The sequence below is a fragment of the Falsirhodobacter sp. 1013 genome (genome assembly GCF_051195255.1).
GTDB lineage: Bacteria > Pseudomonadota > Alphaproteobacteria > Rhodobacterales > Rhodobacteraceae > Falsirhodobacter.
This window is the reverse complement of record NZ_JBNJLK010000002.1, coordinates 292,089-311,338: the sequence shown is the minus strand read 5'-3', so window position 1 is coordinate 311,338 and position 19,250 is coordinate 292,089. Positions and strand designations below refer to the sequence as shown.

At 64.8% G+C, this 19,250-nt stretch carries 21 protein-coding genes and 1 tRNA gene; 14 read left to right on the top strand and 8 right to left on the bottom strand.

The window, feature by feature from the left end; all coding sequences use genetic code 11:
• Positions 1–4: 4 nt before the first annotated feature.
• The gene (locus ACSHZY_RS05130; protein WP_435166331.1) at positions 5–553 is read right to left on the bottom strand and encodes a tyrosine-protein phosphatase; all 549 of its coding nucleotides are present in this window, start codon (positions 551–553) and stop codon (positions 5–7) included.
• Positions 554–642: 89 nt separating this feature from the next.
• Between ACSHZY_RS05130 and ACSHZY_RS05125 the strand changes: the two genes are divergently transcribed.
• The 4 genes from ACSHZY_RS05125 to ACSHZY_RS05110 all read left to right on the top strand — a co-directional run bounded on the left by ACSHZY_RS05125 (position 643) and on the right by ACSHZY_RS05110 (position 3,686).
• A complete protein-coding gene (locus tag ACSHZY_RS05125; RefSeq protein WP_435166328.1) occupies positions 643–1,299 on the top strand; it encodes a response regulator transcription factor in 657 nt (218 codons plus the stop codon).
• Complete coding sequence (locus ACSHZY_RS05120; RefSeq protein WP_435166326.1) at positions 1,296–2,552, top strand: sensor histidine kinase; 1,257 nt, start codon at positions 1,296–1,298, stop codon at positions 2,550–2,552. The genes ACSHZY_RS05125 and ACSHZY_RS05120 overlap by 4 nt, the downstream gene beginning before the upstream one ends.
• A gap of 192 nt (positions 2,553–2,744) precedes the next feature.
• Complete coding sequence (locus tag ACSHZY_RS05115) at positions 2,745–2,972, top strand: EamA family transporter (RefSeq protein ID WP_435166323.1); 228 nt, start codon at positions 2,745–2,747, stop codon at positions 2,970–2,972.
• Positions 2,973–3,260: 288 nt separating this feature from the next.
• Positions 3,261–3,686, top strand: a complete 426-nt coding sequence (locus ACSHZY_RS05110) for a VOC family protein (RefSeq protein ID WP_435166320.1) — start codon at positions 3,261–3,263, stop codon at positions 3,684–3,686.
• Positions 3,687–3,768: 82 nt separating this feature from the next.
• On the opposite strand, the gene ACSHZY_RS05105 is transcribed toward ACSHZY_RS05110, so the two are convergent.
• From ACSHZY_RS05105 to ACSHZY_RS05095, 3 genes are all read right to left on the bottom strand, one after another.
• The gene (locus ACSHZY_RS05105) at positions 3,769–4,149 is read right to left on the bottom strand and encodes a hypothetical protein (protein ID WP_435166317.1); all 381 of its coding nucleotides are present in this window, start codon (positions 4,147–4,149) and stop codon (positions 3,769–3,771) included.
• A 568-nt stretch (positions 4,150–4,717) separates the two neighbouring features.
• A tRNA-Arg gene (locus ACSHZY_RS05100) sits at positions 4,718–4,794 on the bottom strand.
• Between the two features lie 65 nt (positions 4,795–4,859).
• Positions 4,860–6,218, bottom strand: coding sequence for a sensor histidine kinase (locus ACSHZY_RS05095; RefSeq protein ID WP_435166314.1), 1,359 nt, complete (start codon positions 6,216–6,218; stop codon positions 4,860–4,862).
• Positions 6,219–6,456: 238 nt separating this feature from the next.
• On the opposite strand from ACSHZY_RS05095, the gene rpmH reads away from it, so the two are divergent.
• From rpmH to ACSHZY_RS05045, 10 genes are all read left to right on the top strand, one after another.
• Positions 6,457–6,591: a 50S ribosomal protein L34 gene (gene rpmH, locus ACSHZY_RS05090; RefSeq protein ID WP_435166311.1), complete on the top strand. Its 135-nt coding sequence runs from the start codon at positions 6,457–6,459 to the stop codon at positions 6,589–6,591.
• Between the two features lie 74 nt (positions 6,592–6,665).
• Positions 6,666–6,992, top strand: a complete 327-nt coding sequence (gene rnpA, locus ACSHZY_RS05085; protein WP_435166308.1) for a ribonuclease P protein component — start codon at positions 6,666–6,668, stop codon at positions 6,990–6,992.
• Positions 6,989–7,219, top strand: a complete 231-nt coding sequence (gene yidD, locus ACSHZY_RS05080) for a membrane protein insertion efficiency factor YidD (RefSeq protein WP_435166305.1) — start codon at positions 6,989–6,991, stop codon at positions 7,217–7,219. Before rnpA ends, yidD begins: the two co-directional genes overlap by 4 nt.
• Complete coding sequence (gene ttcA, locus ACSHZY_RS05075; RefSeq protein ID WP_435166302.1) at positions 7,219–8,085, top strand: tRNA 2-thiocytidine(32) synthetase TtcA; 867 nt, start codon at positions 7,219–7,221, stop codon at positions 8,083–8,085. Before yidD ends, ttcA begins: the two co-directional genes overlap by 1 nt.
• Positions 8,086–8,180: 95 nt before the next feature.
• Entirely contained in the window at positions 8,181–9,989 is a 1,809-nt protein-coding gene (yidC, locus tag ACSHZY_RS05070) for a membrane protein insertase YidC (RefSeq protein WP_435166299.1), read from the top strand.
• A complete protein-coding gene (locus ACSHZY_RS05065; protein WP_435166296.1) occupies positions 9,986–10,720 on the top strand; it encodes an MOSC domain-containing protein in 735 nt (244 codons plus the stop codon). The genes yidC and ACSHZY_RS05065 overlap by 4 nt, the downstream gene beginning before the upstream one ends.
• Positions 10,714–11,364, top strand: a complete 651-nt coding sequence (yihA, locus tag ACSHZY_RS05060) for a ribosome biogenesis GTP-binding protein YihA/YsxC (protein WP_435166293.1) — start codon at positions 10,714–10,716, stop codon at positions 11,362–11,364. The genes ACSHZY_RS05065 and yihA overlap by 7 nt, the downstream gene beginning before the upstream one ends.
• Before the next feature lie 29 nt (positions 11,365–11,393).
• Entirely contained in the window at positions 11,394–13,148 is a 1,755-nt protein-coding gene (locus ACSHZY_RS05055; RefSeq protein WP_435166290.1) for an MFS transporter, read from the top strand.
• Positions 13,149–13,223: 75 nt separating this feature from the next.
• Positions 13,224–14,102: an acetylglutamate kinase gene (gene argB / locus ACSHZY_RS05050; protein WP_435166922.1), complete on the top strand. Its 879-nt coding sequence runs from the start codon at positions 13,224–13,226 to the stop codon at positions 14,100–14,102.
• On the top strand, positions 14,099–14,596 hold the full coding sequence (locus tag ACSHZY_RS05045) for a SixA phosphatase family protein (RefSeq protein ID WP_435166288.1): 498 nt from the start codon (positions 14,099–14,101) through the stop codon (positions 14,594–14,596). The genes argB and ACSHZY_RS05045 overlap by 4 nt, the downstream gene beginning before the upstream one ends.
• Positions 14,597–14,629: 33 nt before the next feature.
• On the opposite strand, the gene ACSHZY_RS05040 is transcribed toward ACSHZY_RS05045, so the two are convergent.
• The 4 genes from ACSHZY_RS05040 to ACSHZY_RS05025 form a co-directional block, all read right to left on the bottom strand.
• Positions 14,630–15,415, bottom strand: a complete 786-nt coding sequence (locus ACSHZY_RS05040) for an amino acid ABC transporter ATP-binding protein (protein ID WP_435166285.1) — start codon at positions 15,413–15,415, stop codon at positions 14,630–14,632.
• Between the two features lie 10 nt (positions 15,416–15,425).
• On the bottom strand, positions 15,426–16,742 hold the full coding sequence (locus ACSHZY_RS05035; RefSeq protein ID WP_435166282.1) for an amino acid ABC transporter permease: 1,317 nt from the start codon (positions 16,740–16,742) through the stop codon (positions 15,426–15,428).
• A gap of 1 nt (position 16,743) precedes the next feature.
• Entirely contained in the window at positions 16,744–17,991 is a 1,248-nt protein-coding gene (locus ACSHZY_RS05030) for an amino acid ABC transporter permease (RefSeq protein WP_435166280.1), read from the bottom strand.
• Between the two features lie 111 nt (positions 17,992–18,102).
• Positions 18,103–19,119: an amino acid ABC transporter substrate-binding protein gene (locus ACSHZY_RS05025; protein ID WP_435166278.1), complete on the bottom strand. Its 1,017-nt coding sequence runs from the start codon at positions 19,117–19,119 to the stop codon at positions 18,103–18,105.
• Positions 19,120–19,250 lie beyond the last annotated feature (131 nt).

Here is a 19,250-nt window from a genome sequence, read left to right as displayed (position 1 = left end):
ACCCTCAGGATGAATAGCCAAGCCATGGCTCCAACGCTTCCCAGCTTTGGTCCATCGGCCATGCGGCGGTGTGGGGCATTGAAATGTGTCCGTAGCGGAACGAGATCTGCGCCTCGGCGGCATCCTCGTCATCGCCAAGCGTCGAGAGAAGAAGCGCCGAGGCGAGGCCGGTGCGGTCCGCCCCCGACTTGCAATGGATCAGCACCGGCTTGGGGGCGGCGCGCAGCAGGGCCACAAGCTCGGCCGCGTGGTCCTGCGACAGCGGCTTGCCGGCCGACATGCCGAGATCGTAGTGCGCGATGCCAAATCGCGTCGAGGCCGCGACCTCGGCGTCATACAATGCGGTGCCGACATGTTCGCGGCGCACGTTGATGACGCTGCGGATACCGTTCTCCGCCACCCAGCGATCCGAATCGTCGCCCGTCGGCTGGGCCGAATGGTAGGCGACGCCCTCGAGCACCGGGTGGAAGTTGCCGTTTATCTGGAGGTTGGCCAGGTACCCGCCCGGCAGGGCAAGGCACAAGGCGGCGAGAAGGAGGAGCTTGCGATACATCATGCCGCCTCATCGCACCCGAAGCTGACACCAAGCTGAACGCTGGCCTTCGCCGCCGCAGGGGTTATGCTGGCGCGGCGGAGGACCGGATGCGGGTATTGCTGATCGAGGATGACGCGGGCCTTGGCCCCGCCGTGCGCGACCGCATCACGGGCGACGGTCATCTGCCCGACTGGGCCGAGGATCTGGCGACCGCGCGCGATCTACTGGCCACGATGACCTACGACTTGGTGCTTCTCGACATGATGCTGCCCGATGGCCACGGGCTGGATCTGTTGCGACAGATGCGGCAGGCGCGGAACGCGGTTCCCGTCATCATCCTGACCGCGATGGACCGCATCACCGACCGGATCGACGGGCTGAACGCAGGGGCAGACGACTATCTGGTGAAACCGTTCGACCTGTCCGAGCTGACGGCCCGCATCGGGGCCGTGGCGCGGCGCTATGCGCGTGATCCGAACCCGCATCTTCGTGTCGCGGGCCTGGAGGTGGATCTTGCGGGGCGGTCGGTCATCGGCCCCGAGGGAGCGATCGAACTGTCGCAACGCGAATGGATCATCTTCGAGACGCTGGTCCAGGCGCGGGGCGGCGTGGTGTCCAAGGCCCGGCTGGAGGATCGGCTGTATTCCTTTGATGCCGAGGTGGAGAGCAACACGATCGAGGTCTATATCAGCCGCCTGCGCAAGAAGCTGGGCAAGGGCAGTGTCGAGACGCTGCGCGGTCTCGGCTATCGGGTGGCGCGATGAAGGCGCGAAGCCTGCGGCGCGATCTGGCGCTTGGCCTTGGCGCGGGGCTGACGGTGCTGTGGATCGTGGCGATGCTGGGCGCGACCCTGATCGTGCGCGAGGAACTAGACGAGGTCTATGACAGCCTGATGGAGGAAACCACTGACCGCCTGCTGCCCTTCATGGCCATGCAGGGCACCGGTGATTTTCCGTCACGGGCCGAGGCACTGCTGACATGGGCGCTGCGCGACGCCGATGGCGTGCGGTATTCGGAAGAAGCGGACCCTGCCGATTTCGCCGTGGGGGCGCCCGAAGGGTTCAGCACCATTGGGGATCAGCGCCATTTCGTGCGCATCTCGGGCGGGACGGCCTTGGACATCGCCAGCCCGCTGCAGGAACGGCGCGAGGCGCTGCTTGGCGTGATGACCGCGCTGATCCTGCCCGCGCTGGCGCTTCTGCCGCTGTGCCTGCTGGGGATCAAGTGGTTCACGAACCGCCGTCTGCGCCCCGTGGCCGCCCTGTCGGCCGAGGTCGCGGGCCGCAGCCCGGGTGATCTTCGCGCGTTGAGCACGCCCGACCTGCCCACGGAAGTCGGACCCGTGCGGGACGAAATGAACCGCCTGATGGCCGATCTGTCCGAGACGCTGGAGGCGGAGAAAGCCTTCTCCGCAAACGCCGCGCATGAGCTGCGCACGCCCATCGCGGCAACGTTGGCGCATGTGCAGCTTTTACGCGACGCCTCGAACGGCCCGCTGCGCGAACGTGCCGAGAAGGCCGAAACCGAACTGAAGCGCGTGGTCCGGCTGGCCGAGAAACTGCTGCAACTGGCACGGGCCGAACACGCGAAGAACGTCGCGCCACCGGTAGACGTCGCCCCGATCCTGCGCCTGGTCGCCGCCGATTTCGGTCTGACGGCAGATGTTCCCGATGCGCCGGTGCCGCTGCGCATCGACCCCGATGCCTTCGCCATCCTTGCCCGCAACCTGATCGAGAACGCCGCCACCCATGGCACCGACCCATCCGTTCGGCTGCACGTCGACGGCACGCTGCATGTCGCCAATGACGGGGCGGTCGTGCCGTCAGCAGCCCTTAACCACCTGACCCGCCGCTTCGAACGGGCGGGCTCGCGCACGGCCGGTTCAGGCCTCGGGCTCGCAATCGTCGCCGCCATCGCGGAAAAGGCGGGGCTGAAAATGGCTCTTCGTTCACCGCGCGAAGGCTCGGATCAAGGATTCGAGGCGGTCATCCTTTCGAATTTGGCCCAATACTCTTGATGCGATATAAGAACGAGGCTGCGCAGGCAGCCATGGAGCCAATCACAGGCGGTCCGCTGGAGATACCTCATAAAGTCCTGCGCAGCTGGCCGGGCCGGACCTTCGGCCAGATACACGTTCAGCCAGGTCGGCGGCAGCGGGGGCAGCGCCTCTCCATGTCCGAGACGAGGGAGCTGCTCGCGTCTTCTTGACATGGCGCCGGACGGTCTGGGTCGGAATGACCGGACGCCGGGGGCGCTCTTCTGGTTCTTCGCTTTCGCCCTGCAGAACGCCGCCTACGTCTGCGCGCTTGGCCAGATCGAGATGACGTTCACGCTCATCGGGTCGTTCCTCGTCTTCCGCGAGCGGCTGACATGGCGGGGAGCGACGGGCATCGCGCTGATCTGCGCGAGCATCTTCCTGCTGCTCCTGACGCTGTGACGACGCCACGACAATGCTCTGCGCATTCTGCGGCGCAGCGAATGACCGCTTCGTCCCATGAGCGGACCCGCGCCCGTGGCGGGCCTGTGGCCCGCAGGAATGGCATGGAATGGGACGAAGCGGACATTGACCGCTCAGAAAGCCAGGCTTAGTCTTTGCCGGTCTGAAACAGGTTAGGCTCGGGAAGGTTGGCCCGGCCCCCGCGTGTCGGGTCCTTCCGTTGCAAGCCAACGGCCCAAGACTATCAGGGCGTCTGCACGATGCAGGGGCCGATAGAAAGGGCACGAAATGAGAGCCAGGATTTCCGTTCTTACGCTCGGGGTTGCTGACCTGGAGCGGTCGGTTCGCTTCTACCGTGACGGGCTCGGACTGCCGACGAAGGGTATCGTCGGTCAGGAGTTCGAACATGGCGCGGTTGCATTCTTCGACTTATCGGGGGGGCTGAAACTCGCCCTTTGGGCGCAAGTCGATATAGCCCATGATACCGGATTGCCGATGCAGCCGGTCAGCCCGACCGCCGTTACCATCGGGCACAATGTGACGCGTCGACAAGAGGTTGATGAGGTCATGGCGGCTGCGTCGCGGGCGGGTGCCACGGTGATAAAGTCGGCGCAGGACACCTTCTATGGCGGTTACGCGGGCTACTTTCGTGACCCGAATGGGCATCTTTGGGAAATCGTCTGGAACCCCGACCTGCTTCCGTCGGAAGATTGAGCAGACTTCCGGAAGCTGCTGGCCCGAGACGTGGGCCAGTGACCGCTTCGGGCTCTGAGCGATCCTAATCGGGTTGTGTTGGCTAGACCCCCGAAGTTGACGTGCAAAGGTCGTGATTGGTCATTTCTGGAAAGTCATCAAGCCAGATCTGACACCAAAAGTTAGCGCTCATATCTTGTGTCATTGCTGTCATCTTCTCGATGAACAAACGCCGTGATACCAACGGGTCCTGTTGCGGGTGCCAGGCTCTCTCCCCGTCCTGCCCTACGATGCTGTAATCAAGACGTAGGTGCTTAGAATCTTGCACCTCCATTGCAGTAACAACCTGACGGCGCTCGTCGAACAACGGAAGCAGCTTCATCAGATCTGCGGCTTTGATGTAGTCTGAGCCGCGGCCAGATCCTGCGCCAACCAAAAAGCCGCTTATGTTTTCATCACTTAGGTTATCAAGAAAATCCGCCATTGCATCCTTCCCGGCCGTTAATATCCGCAGTTCCTGACACTGTCTCGGCTGCGAAGATGCAGGCTGATGAAGCCTGACGTCAACGTCCGCAATGGGCTCTTATCGTCCCTAGCCCTCGTGGCGGCTCCTGAGACAAAGCAAATGGTCGATGGTAGTAGGGTGTTCAGATTCCTTCAACTGGAGCCGCCTCGGAATGTTCAGCGTCTACTTTCATACGGTTTGCATGCGCCTCATGGACACGTTCAGCCGTAACCCGATGATGTCGGGCATTATCGCTGGACTCGCATTCTTCGCCACTTGCACGCTACTCCCCCCACTGCTGTCATCCATGATGCCTGAGTGGCTGACGCTTGTAGTCGTGCTTTTTGCTTGGCTACCTGTCGGCGTCGTAGTGCTCATCGTCGCTTGGAAAAAGATCCTCAAAGGTTAGGGCCTCTGCGAATGACCGCTCAGGGCTCTTTTCGTTTGTTGCTTTGCCAAGCTCGAACGGACGTTCCCCTTACACATACGGCTTGGGTCAGAAATCTGACGCGAAAGTCGCTTTTGCCTGACATGCAATAAAGAGGGATGGCGGACCCGGAGCGATTCGAACGCCCGACCCTCAGATTCGTAGTCTGATGCTCTATCCAGCTGAGCTACGGGTCCGTTGAGAGGCGATTTACCGACAGGTGCGGGGGTCCGCAAGGGGAAAATGACGATGAAGGAAAAAATCACACATCGCCGAGGGTTTCGCCCTTCGGCAGGCGGATCAGGAACTCGGTCCCCGTTTCGCCGGAGTTCAGCAGATCCAGCCGCCCACCATGGCCGCGCACCAGTTCGGACGCGATGGCAAGGCCCAGGCCCGAGCCCCCCTTGCGCGCCCCGCCTTGGAAGGCGGTGAACAGATGCTCGCGCGCCTTGGGCGGCAGGCCGGGGCCGGTGTCGCCCACGCGGATCCACCATTCGCTGTCCGCCTCACCGCCGGCCACCTCGATGTTGCCGGGTTCGGCCGTGGCCTCGATCGCCTGACGTGCGTTGCGCAGCAGGTTGGACAGCACGCGATACAGCTGTTCGCGGTCGGCACGGATCATCAGCCCCGCCGGCACGTCCAGAACCGGCGCGACGGGCCCGTCCTCGGGCAACTCCGCCTCCAGCACCTCGTCCACCAGCATGCGAAGGGAGAAGCGCGTCATCGACGGAGGCGGCTCCTCGGCCTTGCCGAAGGCGAGGGTCGTTTCGCACAGCGACACCGCGCGAGTGATGGAGTTCACCAGCTTCGGCGCCGATCGCGCCACCACCGGGTCGACGCTGTTGCCGATCCGGTCCGCGAACAATTGGGCCGAGGTCAGGATGTTGCGCAGGTCGTGGCTGATCTTGGCCACCGCCCCGCCCAGCTGGGCCAGACGTTCCTTCTGGCGAAGGTTGCCGGTCAGCTGCGTCTGCATTGACTTCAGCGCCTCCTCGGCTTCGCGAATCTCCTTGATGCGGGTGTTGGGCTGGATGGTGCGGCGCGCATCCTCCGGCGCCTCGGCATAGACGGCCATGTAGGCGACCAGGCGACGGATCGGCAGGACCATCAGCTTCTGCACCGCGATGAACAGGATCGCCGCCGTCACGATGGAGATCGCGGCCGAGATCACGAGGATCCGCAGGCTGTAGTCGATCATCGCCGCCCGCAGGGGTGCGGTGGACATCGCCACCTCGATCAGGTCGCCCCCCTGCTCGACCGGGTTGCCGATCACGCGGATCACCCGATTCGTCGGGTCCGCGAAATCCTGAAGCGCGTCGCGGATCAGGGCGGCGTGGCTGATCATCCGCAGATCGAACGTCTCGTCGATGGGCTGGGGAATGGGGGAAGACAGGACCAGCTGGCGCACCGCGTCGCGCCGCAGCACCACGTTGTAGACGCCGGCATTGTCCAGCAACTCCTTCTCCAGTTGGGGGGAGATGGTCGCATCCGTGGTCAGCAGCGCAAGACTGGCCAGCTGCGCCTTTTCCAGCCGCATCTGAAGGAAATCCTGCCGGAAGCGCGCGATGGAGGGGACGAGGATCAGCACCTCGGCCAGCAGGACGAAGGCCACCGTCAGCATGAGGAAACGGCCCGAAAGGGAATTCAGAAAGCCTGATCGTCCGATCTTCACCGTTTCAACCCCGAATGGCACCCTGGCGATGCGGTCACTACATAATCCGCCTGCGCGCCGTCTCAAAGGGCAGAACGACGCGGCGGTTGACTTGGGGACCATGTCCGCTTATGAGGCGGGCTTCGAATATATGACGTCCGAATCCCACAAGCGGCACTCGGGCAAGTCCGTCTTATGGAGTTTCGCAATGAAGCGCACGTTTCAACCGTCAAACCTGGTTCGCGCCCGCCGTCACGGCTTCCGCGCCCGCATGGCCACCAAGGGTGGCCGTTCGGTCCTGAACGCCCGTCGCGCCAAAGGCCGCGCCAAGCTGTCGGCCTGATCCTTCAGGACGATGACGTGACGACGCCGCCGGTTCGCAAGACACCGGCGGTCTTGTCATGTCCGGAGGTTATCATGCAGATCCTGGCAAAGCGGGCGGATTTCCTTCGTGCGGCGCAGGCACGGCGGCAGGGGGCGCAGGGCTTTCTGCTGCAGGCCCGCGCGCGGGACGATGACGGCCCGATGCGGGTCGGCTTCACCTGTTCCAAGAAGCTGGGCAACGCCGTGGCCCGCAACCGCGCCAAGCGCCGGCTGCGCGAGATCGCACGCCTTGTGCTGACCGAGGCCGGCCGCCCCGGCTGGGATTACGTTCTGGTCGGCCGTCCGGGCACCACCGCCACGCGCGACTTCGCGGCGCTGCGCGAGGATTTGCGGCTGGCCCTGCGCCAGGTCCACAAGTGACGCCGCTGGCCCATCTGGCCGCGCTGCCGGTCCGGGCCTATCGCTTGCTGCTGTCCCCATGGATCGGGCATGCCTGCCGCTTTCAGCCCACCTGCTCCGTATATGCACTGGAAGCGCTGGAAAAGCATGGTGGCGTCGTCGGGTCGTGGCTGACGCTGCGCCGTCTTGCGCGCTGCCATCCCTGGGGCGGTTCCGGCTATGACCCCGTGCCCGAAAGGAAACGTTGATGCTGGACGAAGCCGACGACATCCACCCGCTGTTCCACGGCGCCCCCAAGACGACGGAGTTCCGCAAGCTGCGCAAGCGTCTCGTGCGCGAGGTGCGGGACGCGATGGACACCTATGGCATGATCACGCCCGGCGACCGCTGGCTGGTCTGCCTGTCCGGCGGCAAGGACAGCTACACCCTTCTGGCCGTTCTGACCGAACTGAAATGGCGCGGCCTGTTGCCGGTGGACCTTCTGGCCTGCAACCTGGACCAGGGGCAGCCGAACTTCCCCGCCACCGTTCTGCCCGAATTCCTGACGAAGATGGGTGTGCGCCACCGGATCGAATACCGCGACACTTATTCGGTGGTGATGGACAAGGTCCCGCAGGGGCGGACCATGTGCGCGCTGTGTTCCCGCCTGCGCCGCGGCAACCTGTACCGCATCGCGCGCGAGGAAGGCTGTTCGGCCGTCGTGCTGGGTCATCACCGCGACGACATCCTCGAGACGTTCTTCATGAACCTGTTCCACGGCGGACGGCTGGCGACGATGCCGCCGCGCCTTCTGAACGAGGATGGGGATCTTTTCGTGCACCGCCCCCTCGCCTTCGTGGCCGAGGCGGATTGCGAGGCCTTTGCCACGGCCATGAACTATCCCATCATTCCCTGCGACCTGTGCGGATCGCAGGACGGGCTGCAACGCCAGCAGGTGAAGCAGCTTCTGGACGGGTGGGAAGCGCGCCATCCCGGCCGCCGCCAGATCATGTTCCGTGCCCTGATGAAGGCGCAGCCCTCGCATCTTCTGGACCCGACCTTGTTCGATTTCGCGGGGTTGATGGCCGGCACGGCCGATCCCGCGACCCCGCCAAAGCTTCGCGCGGCCGAATGACGCCGGGCGCCCCGGGGGAAAAGGCTTGACCTTTTGCCCCCCCTTCTGTTGAACCACCGCTGACCCGCGGACTGAAAAAGGCGCAAACCGGCCTCATGGAAAACACCAAGAACCTCATCCTCGCGATCGTCCTCAGCCTTCTGGTGATGCTGGGATGGTTCTGGCTGTTCCCACCGGAACAGCAGGCGAACGATCCGGTCGAACCGGACGCCGTCAGCACGATGGAAGACACGCCGGTGACGCAGCAGGCCGATGCGCCGGTGCAGGCCGACGTGCCCCGCATCTCCATCGACACGCCGGAACTGACGGGCTCCATCTCGGCCCAGGGCGGGCGGATCGACGATCTGCTGCTGAAGGGCTATCACGTCACGCTGGACGACAATTCGGACAATGTGCGCCTGCTGACCCCGGTGGGCGAGGATCGCGCCTACTACACGCTGCAGGGCTGGGTTCCGGCCGGCGGCCTCGATTTCCCCGACGTGCCGGGTCCGGACACGCAGTGGTCCATCCAGGGCCAGGGCACGCTGACGCCGGACACGCCGGTGACGCTGCAATGGCAAAGCCCGGCCGGTCTTGTCTTCACGCGCACCATCGCGGTCGACCAGCAATACATGTTCACCGTCACCGACCGCGTGCAGAACACCGGCACGGCGGAACAGCGCCTTGCCCCCTACGGCATGATCGCGCGCCACGGCACGCCGGTGGACCTACAAGGCTTCTTCGTGCTGCATGAAGGCGTCGTCGGCCGCGTCGATGGCGAGCTGATGGAAACGAAGTACAAGGCCGTCCGCGACCTGCCCCAACTGCCGCGCGAAGGCGCGCAGGCCGAGTTGCACGAGGCGACGACCGACGGCTGGATCGGCTTCACGGACCACTACTGGATGACCACCCTCATCCCGCAGCAGGGCCAGCCCTTCACCGCCGTGGAAAAATACCTGCCGCAGCAGGACGTCTTCACGACCGAAACGCGCATGCCCGTCATGGCCGTCGCGCCGGGCGCCACCATCGAATCCTCCCAGCGCATCTTTGCGGGCGCCAAGGAATGGGCCACGATCCGTCACTACCAGAACGATCAAAGCGTTCCGGGCTTCATCGATTCGATCGACTGGGGCTGGTTCTTCTTCCTGACGAAGCCGATCTTCCACGTCCTGCACTGGCTGAACGCGCATATCGGCAACATGGGCGTGTCCATCATCGCGCTGACCTTCCTTCTGAAGGCGCTGGTGCTGCCGTTGGCCTACAAGTCCTACGTCTCCATGGCGCGGATGAAGGAACTCCAGCCCGAGATGGAGGCCCTGAAGGAGCGTGCGGGCGACGACCGCGCGAAGCTTCAGAAAGAGATGATGACCCTCTACAAGGAGAAGAAGGTCAATCCGGCGGCCGGTTGCCTTCCGATGCTGCTGCAGATCCCGATCTTCTTCTCGCTTTACAAGGTGATCCTGGTCACGATCGAACTGCGCCACGCCCCGTTCTTCGGCTGGCTGCAGGATCTGTCGGCGCCCGATCCGTCGTCGCTGTTCAACCTGTTCGGCCTGCTGCCCTGGGCCGCGCCCGAAGCGGGAAGCACGCTGGCGATGGTGTTCATCGGCGCGCTGCCCATCCTTCTGGGCATCTCCATGTGGCTGCAGCAGAAGCTGAACCCGGCGCCCCCGGATCCGACGCAGCAGATGATCTTCGCCTGGATGCCGTGGGTCTTCATGTTCATGCTGGGCCACTTCGCCAGCGGTCTCGTTCTTTACTGGATCACGAACAACCTGATCACCTTCGGCCAGCAATACCTGATCATGACCAGCCACGGGGCAAGGCCGGACGTGTTCGGCAACATCCGCTCCAGCTTCCAGCGGAAGAAGGCGGCCCAAGCGACCGCCGCCGCGATCGAGCAGAAGAGCAAAAGAAAGAAATGATCCTGTCCTCCATCTGGCGGCACCCGATCAAGGCACACGGACGCGAGGAGCTCGCGTCCGTTCTGCTTTCGGCCGGTGCCTGCCTGCCCTTCGACCGGCACTGGGCCGTCGCGCACGAGGCGGCGCGGCTGGTGGACGGCTGGAACCCGTGCGCCAACTTCTCGCGCGGGGCGAAGGCCCCGGCGCTGATGGCGATCACGTCGCGGCTGGACGGCGACCGCGTCACCCTGTCCCATCCCGACCGCCCCGACCTGACCTTCCGCCCCGAGGACGAAAAAGACCTGCCGCGCTTTCTGAGCTGGGTACGCCCGCTGATGCCCGCCGACCGTGCGGCCTCGGCGCGCATCGTCCGCGCGGATCGCGGGATGACGGACAGTGACTTTCCCTCCGTGGCGATCCTGTCCCTGTCGTCGTTGACCGACCTGTCGGCCCGCATGGGCACAGACCTGTCGATCCACCGCTGGCGCGGCAACCTGTGGATGGGCAGCCTGCCCCCCTGGGCCGAGTTCGACATGATCGGGCAGGAGATCGCCATCGGCGACGCCGTCCTGCGGATCGAGGAGCGGATCACCCGCTGCAAGGCCACCACCGCCAACCCCGAAACGGGGCGCATCGATGCGGACACGCTGGCGGCCTTGTTCACCCATTACGGCCATCGTGATTTCGGCGTCTATGCGCGCGTGATCCGTGGCGGCGAGATCGCCAAAGGAGATACGGTGCGCCCATGCTGACCTTCACCCTTGCCCCCGAGCCGGAAGAGTTCGCCCGCGAACGCGGTCGCCTTCTGTTCGCCGGACCCGTCGATTTCGTCAAAGGCGTCGTCGCCATGTCGGGCCTGCCCCCCGCCGACCGGGTGGAGGTCTGCTTTGCCGGACGCTCCAACGTGGGCAAGTCCTCCCTGATCAACGCGCTGACCGGCCGCAAGTCGCTGGCCCGCGCGTCGAACACCCCCGGCCGCACGCAGGAGATCAACTTCTTCACGCTGGGCGATCAGGAAAAATACCTCGTCGACCTTCCCGGCTATGGCTATGCCGAGGCGCCGGTGGCGATCGTGGCGAAATGGCAGGCGCTGCTGAAAAGCTATCTCGCCGGCCGCACCACCCTGCGCCGCGCCTTCGTGCTGATCGACACGCGCCACGGCGTGAAGAAGGTCGATGACGAGATCATGAGCCTTCTGGACAAGTCCGCCGTAACCTTCCAGACCGTGCTGACCAAAGCCGACAAGGTCAGCCGCGCCGAGCGCGAGGCCACGATCGAACAGGTGAAGGGCGCGTTGCAGAAGCACCCTGCCGCCTTCCCCGAACTGGTGGTCACCAGCTCCGAAAAGGGGGACGGCATCGAAACCCTGCGCGCGATCATCGCCACGCTGCAATGACGCACTAGGTCACGGGGCGGAGGAGACCCATGCCAGCCGACGAACGCGACACCCCCGCCCCCGACCGTTTCGAACAGCCTGTTCCCGACACGCGCACCGGTGCCGAACGCGGGGGACCGTCCTCCCCCGCCGCGGCCGATCCGGGGGCAAGCGGCACGGCGGGCAAGCCGTCCACCTCTCCGTTCGTGCCGCTGAAGCACCCGGCCTTCCGCATGATCTGGACGGCGACGCTGGTCGCCAATCTTGGCACGCTGATCCAGAACGTGGGCGCAGGCTGGCAGATGGCGCTGCTGACGCCGTCGCACGACATGGTGGCGCTGGTGCAGGCCTCCACTACCCTGCCCGTGATGATTCTGGCCGTGGCGGCGGGCGCGCTGGCCGACAACTTCCCCCGCCGCCGCGTCATGCTGGCCGCGCAAAGCTTCCTTCTGGTCATCTCGGCCCTTCTGGCATTGGTCGCGTTCCTGGGGCTGCTGACGCCGTGGACGCTTCTGGCCTTCACCTTCCTTCTGGGCTGTGGCAACGCGATGCACCTCCCCTCATGGCAGGCCTCCATGCGCGATCTGGTCCCGCGGGAGGATCTGCCGGCGGCCATCACCCTCAACTCCATGAGTTTCAACCTCATGCGCTCGGTCGGGCCCGCGGTGGGCGGGCTGATCGTGGCAAGCGCGGGGCCGGCCGCGGCCTTCGCGCTGAACGCCGTCAGCTACACCGCCGTGATCTGGGCGCTGGCCCGCTGGCAAAGCCCGCAGGAGCCGCGCCTTTTGCCGCCCGAACGTCTGGGCCACGCCATCGCCGTCGGCATTCGCTATGTGGCGCTGTCGCCGAACCTGTCGCGCGTGATCCTGCGGGGTCTGATCTTCGGCAGCGGTTCGGTTGCCGCGCTGGCGCTGCTGCCGGTCATCACCCGCGACATCCTGCAGGCCGAGGCGGAAACTTTCGGCCTGATGCTCGGCGCCTTCGGTCTGGGCGCCATCGCCGGGGCCTTGGCCGCACCCCGCCTGCGCGCCCGCATGCGGATCGAGACGCTGATTGCCAGCGCTTTCGCCGTCAACGCGGTCGGCCTGATCATCATCGCCTTTTCCAGCCACCAGCCCCTGACGGTGCTGGGCCTGCTGCTGGCGGGATCGGCTTGGGTCACCGCGCTGTCGCTGTTCAACGTGTCGGTGCAGCTGGCCACCCCCCGCTGGGTCGTGGGGCGCGCCCTGTCCATCTATCAGACCGCCACCTTCGGCGGCATGGCGGTGGGCAGCTGGTTGTGGGGTCTGCTGGCCGAAGACATCTCCATTCCCACGGCGCTGCTGGCGGCGGCGGCACTTCTTCTGGCCGGGGCCGTGCTGGGCCGGGCCTGGCCCATGCCTGACTTTTCAGACACCAACCTTGATCCCGCGAACCGGTTCAGCGCCCCCGCCCTGCGGCTGGACCTGAAGGCGCAATCCGGACCGATCATGATCATGGTGGACTGGGACATCCCGGCCGAAAACACCGAAGCTTTCCTGAAGGCGATGGCCGACCGGCGGCGGGTGCGCATCCGGGACGGGGCGCGCCAATGGTCGCTTCTGCGCGACCTGGAAAATCCGGACATCTGGATCGAGACCTATCACGTGCCGACCTGGGCCGAATACATCCGCCACAACATCCGCCGCACGCAGGCAGACGTGGAAAGCTTCGACCAGCTTCTGAAGCTGCATCGCGGGCCCGAACGCCCCCATGTCCACCGCATGATCGAACGTCAGACGGTGCCCGTCACCGACGACATCATCATCCCCCCGAAGGTTCCGTGATCCTTGGCAGACCCGGTCAAAGCCGCTAGTCCTGAGCGCGAACCCCGAGGATTCCCGATGAAGAAGCAGCTTGCCATGATGCGCGATTCGATCACCACCGCCAAGACGTTGTCCGAAGCCCTCCCCTATCTGCAACGCTATGCGGGGGCGGTCGTGGTCGTGAAGTTCGGCGGCAACGCCATGGGGGACGAGGATGCGATGGCCGAATTCGCGCGCGACATCGTGCTGATGCGGCAGGTCGGCCTGAACCCCGTGGTGGTGCATGGCGGCGGTCCGATGATCAACGACCTGCTGGCCCGTCTGGGCATCAAGTCGGAATTCGTGCGGGGCAAGCGCGTGACCGACAAGGCCACCGTCGAGGTGGTGGAGATGGTCCTTTGTGGCATGGTCAACAAGCGGATCGTGCAGGCGATCAACGACCAGGGCGGCCGCGCCGTGGGCATTTCCGGCAAGGATGACGACCTGATGGTCGCCGTGGCCGATGATCCCGAACTGGGGTTCGTGGGCAAACCGGTGGAGATGAACGTTCAGGTCCTGCGCGATCTTTACGCCGCAGGGATGATCCCGGTCGTCGCCCCCGTCGCCACGGGGATGGAGGACAACGAGACGTTCAACGTCAACGGCGACACTGCGGCCGGCGCCATTGCCGGCGCGCTGAAGGCCGACCGCCTGCTCTTGCTGACCGACGTGTCGGGCGTCAAGAACAAGTCCGGTGAGGTGGTGACCCAGCTGACCCCGGACGAGGTGCGCGCCATGATCGAGGATGGCACCATCGCCGGCGGCATGATCCCCAAGACCGAGACGGCCCTTCAGGCCATCGAGGAGGGCGTGCGCGCGGTGGTCATCCTGGACGGGCGGGTTCCCAACGCCTGCCTTCTGGAACTGTTCACAGACCACGGCGCAGGGTCCATGATCCGCACCACGGAGCCGCGCGTGAAGCCGCGGATCCGTTGATGCGCCGCCTGATCCTGATCCGTCATGCCAAGTCCGACTGGGACGATCCGCTGCTGACCGATCATCAACGTGTGCTGGCCGAACGGGGGCGTGACGCGGCGCCGAAGATCGGGGCCTGGCTGGCCGCGCAGGGTGTGGCCCCGGATGAAATCCTGTGTTCGGACGCCACGCGCACGCAGGAAACATGGGGCCTGATCGCGCCGTTTCTGGGCGATGTGGCCCCCACCCTGATTTCGGCCCTTTATCATGCGGGGCCGGACATGATCCTGTCGCAGTTGCGGCGCGCCACGGGGCAGACGGTGGTGATCCTTGGCCACAACCCGGGCCTTGCGGAGTTTGCGGGCCTGCTGGTGAAAACCCCGCCCGACCATCCCGACTTCGACCGCTATCCGACCGCCGCCACCCTGATCGCGGACCTGCCGGTGGAACATTGGTACGATGTCGGCTATCGGACGGCCCTGCCCGTCGCCTTCACCGTGCCGCGGGACCTGTAAGCAAAAAGCGCCCCGCGGGGCGCTTTTTCTGTCTCAGTGGCCGAGGATCTGGCTCAGGAACATCTTCGTCCGCTCGGATTGCGGGTTGTTGAAGAACTCCCTCGGGGTGTTCTGTTCCACGATCTGGCCTTGGTCCATGAACACGACGCGGTTCGCGACGGCTTGGGCAAAGCCCATCTCATGCGTGACGCAGAGCATGGTCATCCCTTCCTCGGCCAAGGAGATCATGGTGTCCAGCACCTCCTTGATCATCTCGGGGTCGAGGGCCGAGGTCGGCTCGTCGAACAGCATGATCCGCGGCTTCATGCACAGGGACCGCGCGATGGCCACCCGCTGCTGCTGCCCGCCCGACAGCTGCCCCGGATACTTGTGCGCCTGATCCGGAATCTTGACCTTGCGCAGGAAGTGCATGGCCGTTTCCTCCGCCTCCTTCTTCGGGACCTTGCGGACCCAGATCGGGGCGAGGGTGCAGTTTTCCAGGATCGTCAGATGCGGGAACAGGTTGAAATGCTGGAACACCATCCCGACCTCGGACCGGACGGTGTCGATGTTCTTCAGGTCCGAGGTCAGCTCGGTCCCGTCCACCGTGATCTGTCCGGACTGATGCTCCTCCAGCCGGTTGATGCAGCGGATCAGGGTAGACTTGCCCGAGCCGGACGGGCCGCAGATCACGATCCGCTCCCCCCGGTGGACGGTCAGGTTGATGTCGCGCAACACGTGGAACTGCCCGTACCACTTGTTCATGGCGCGGATCTGGATCGCGATCTCGTCGCTGATCTTCATGTGGCTCTGGTCGACGGCGCGTTCGATGGTTTCCATGACGTGCTCCTTAACGATGATCGCGTTTCAGGCGGCGCTCCAGATACATGGAGTAGCGCGACATGCCGAAACAGAAGAGGAAGAAGATGGCGCCCACGAAGATGTAGGGTTCCCAGTAGATGCCCTTCCAGTCGGTGGAGGCGCGGACGGCGTCCGTGATGCCCTTCAGGGGGTCCAGCAGGCCCACGAAGATCACCAGCGTCGTGTCCTTGAACAGGCCGATGAAGGTGGACACGATTCCGGGGATGGAGATCTTCAGCGCCTGCGGCAGGATGATCAGCCGCTGCGCCTGGAAATAGTTCAGGCCCAGCGCGTTCCCCGCCTCGTACTGTCCGCGCGGCAGGGCTGCCAGACCGCCCCGGATCACCTCGGCGATGTAGGCCGCGGCGAACAGCGTCACCATGATGATGACCCGCAGGATGATGTCGAAATTGGTCCCCGGCGGCAGGAAATAGTTCAGCAGCAGCGAGGCTGTGAACAGCAGCGTGATCAGCGGAACGCCCCGAATGAACTCGATGAAGCAGACCGACATCGTCTTGATCAGGAACATGTCCGATTGCCGGCCCAGCGCCAGCATGATCCCCAGCGGAAGGGACAGGGAAATGGCCGCGACGCCGATCGTCAGCGACAGCACGAAGCCGCCGAACCGGTCGGAACGCACGACCTCCAGTCCCAGCGGAAGCGCGGAGGTCACCGCGTCGTTCACGGGACCCGCAAGGAACATCCACCAGATCAGGGCCGCCGCGACCCCGCCCAGCACGGCCAGCAAGGGCGACCGCCGCTGCAGCACCTGCCACACGGCATAGCCGATCACGAAGCCCAGGATGGCGACGACCGGCAGCCAGATCGACCCGCCCCACAAAAGCCAGAAGCCCACAAAAGGATAAAGGACCGAGAACACCATCAACCGGCGTGGCACGCCCGGGAACAGGACGGGCGCCAGCGCGACGAACAGCAGGATCAGCGCCGTCACCGGCCGCCAATACAGGTTGGACGGGTAGAAGCCGAAAAGGAACTGGGGCCAACGTTCGCGGATCATGGCCCAGCAGGCGCCCGTTGCGTCGGGGCCCCAGCGGTCGGCGACGATCTGACGGCATTCGGACAGGGTGTTCGCATTCCAGACGCTGTGCAGGAACCATGGTGCCATTTCTTTTACCAGGACAAACAGCGCCAGCAGGCCCAGAAGGGTCAGGACCGTGTTCATCCAGCCGGAGAACAGGTTTTCGCGCAGCCAGCGGACCGCACCCGCCTGCCCGGCCGGAGGGGTCGCCTGCGGCAGCATCGTGTCGCGGACGAAAGGAACGGTTTGGGCGTGCGTATCGCTCATCTCAACGCTCCTTCAGACGGATGCGGGAATTGTAGACGTTCATCGCACCCGAGATGATCAGGCTGATCGTCAGGTAGATCAGCATCATCAGCAGGACACATTCCAGTTCCCGCCCGGTCTGATTCAGGGTGATCCCGCCCAGCGTGCCGCGCAGGTCCAGATACCCCACGGCGATGGCCAGCGAGGAGTTCTTCGTGAGGTTCAGGAACTGCGAGATCAGCGGGGGAACGATGACGCGCAGCGCCTGCGGCAGGATCACGAGGCTCATGGTGCGGCGCGGGCGCAGGCCCAAGGCAAAGGCCGCCTCGCTTTGGCCGCGCGACACGGCCAGGATGCCAGCGCGCACGATTTCCGCGATGAAGGCACCGGTGTAGAAGGACAAGGCCAGCCACAGCGCCATGAACGAGTTGGGGACGTTGATGCCGCCGGTGAAGTTGAAGCCCGACAGCGACGGGACCAGCAGATGCGTGCCCATGTACCACAGCAGAAGCGCGATCGGCAGGACGACGATCAGCAGCGACTTCCACCACGTGGTCGGGCGGCGGCCAGTGGCTTCCTGCACGGCGCGCGCGCGGGCTTTCAGAACGTGACGGGCGTAGAAGCTGGCCGCCAGCACCACGACGATTGCCGCGAATGTAAGGTTCAGCGAAAAGAGGCCGAGGTCCAGCGCGCCGAAGCCACGCTCCACTGCGAAATCGGGCACGGCGGTGTAGCGGTTCGTCACGGCGAAGAGGCCGAGCAGCATACTTTGCCCCTCCTCTCCGCGGAAGGCGGCGGGCGGGGGGGAGGCTTCGCTGAAAACGGTGTAGAACAGCAGGATCCACAACAGCACGGGGACGTTGCGGAACATCTCCACATAGACGGTCATCAGGCGCGCGACGAGCCAGTTGGACGACAGCCGCAGCACACCCACGATGACGCCGATCACGGTTGCTAGGGCGCAGCCCATGACGGCGATCAGCAGCGTGTTCAGAAGCCCGACCAGCAAAGCCTGCGCGTGGGTGCTGTTCTGGGTATAGGGGATCAGGCGCTGCGCGATGTCATAGCCCGCGCGCACGCCAAGGAAACCGAAGTCGAAATCCTTGCCCAGCGCCGAAAGGTTGCGGACCGTGTTGTCGATCAGCCATGCGGCCCCCGCCACCACGAGGGCGAAAACGATGACCTGGATCGTCAGTGAGCGGTAGCGCGTATCATAAAGCAACATGCTCGGCCGAAAGGAATCTTTCGGCTTCTCCACGGCATTGGCCATGAGCATCCCCCTGTTTCGGACCTTCCGCCATGTGGTGGCGATGTTACGCCGCGGAGGTCCCTGTTGGTCGATGGGCAGGGGCGCGGTGGGGCGCCCCTGCGAAAGAAGTTCTTAGCGGAAGGGCGGAGCGTAAAGCAGGCCGCCTTGCGTCCATTGCGCGTTCAGGCCGCGGGCCAGACCGATCGGGGTCGCTTCGCCGACCGTGGCCGCGAAGATCTCACCATAGTTGCCGCCCACGGCGATGGCGCGCTTGGCCCAGTCGTTGTCGAGGCCCATCATCTCGCCGAGGTTGCCTTCGGCGCCCAGAAGGCGACGCACTTCCGGGTTCTGCGAGCTGGAGGTCAGCTCCTCGATGTTGGCCGAGGTGATGCCGTATTCTTCTGCCGCGATGAGGGCGTTCAGCGTCCAGCGGACGATGTCGTTCCACTGGCTGTCGCCCGAGCGCGTGGCCGGCCCCAGCGGTTCCTTCGAGATGATCTCGGGCAGGATGATGTGGTCTTCCGGCGTGGCGAGCGAGGCGCGCGTGGCCGCAAGGCCCGAGGCGTCGGTCGTGTAGGTGTCGCAGGCGCCGGCCAGATACTGCTGCTCGCCCTCGGCGTTCGACTGAACGGCGACGGGCGTGTAGGTCATGCTGTTGCTGGCAAAATAGTCGGCCAGGTTCATCTCGGTCGTGGTGCCGGTCTGGATGCAGACGGTCGCGCCTTCCAGTTCCTTGGCCGAGGTGACGCCCAGATCCTTGCGGACGATGAAGCCCTGACCGTCGTAGTAGTTCACGCCCGCGAAATCGAGGCCAAGGTCGGTGTCGCGCGAATAGGTCCAGGTCGTGTTGCGGACCAGAAGATCGACTTCGCCGGAGGACAGGGCCGTGAAGCGCGTCTCACCTGTGGTCGGAACGAAGCGGACCTTGGCGCCATCGCCCAGAACGGCGGCGGCGACGGCACGGCACACGGCCACGTCGAAACCCGACCAGTTGCCGTTCGCGTCAGGCGCGGCGAAGCCGGTCAAGCCCGGGTTGACGCCGCACAGGAGTTCGCCACGTGCCTTCACGTCATCCAGCGTTGCGGCCGAAACAAAGCCGGCCGCAAGGCCCGCCACCGTCAGCGAGCCAAGAAACAGAGTCTTCTTCATGCTTACCTCTTCCTGATGAACCGCAGCGTCGCGGCCTTCACTTACGCCCGACCTGAGCGCGCTTCCCCACTTTCCAACAGGAGTTTTCCGCGCGTCAAGTCAGCCATTCAGGTCGGTTTGCCGATTTCGTC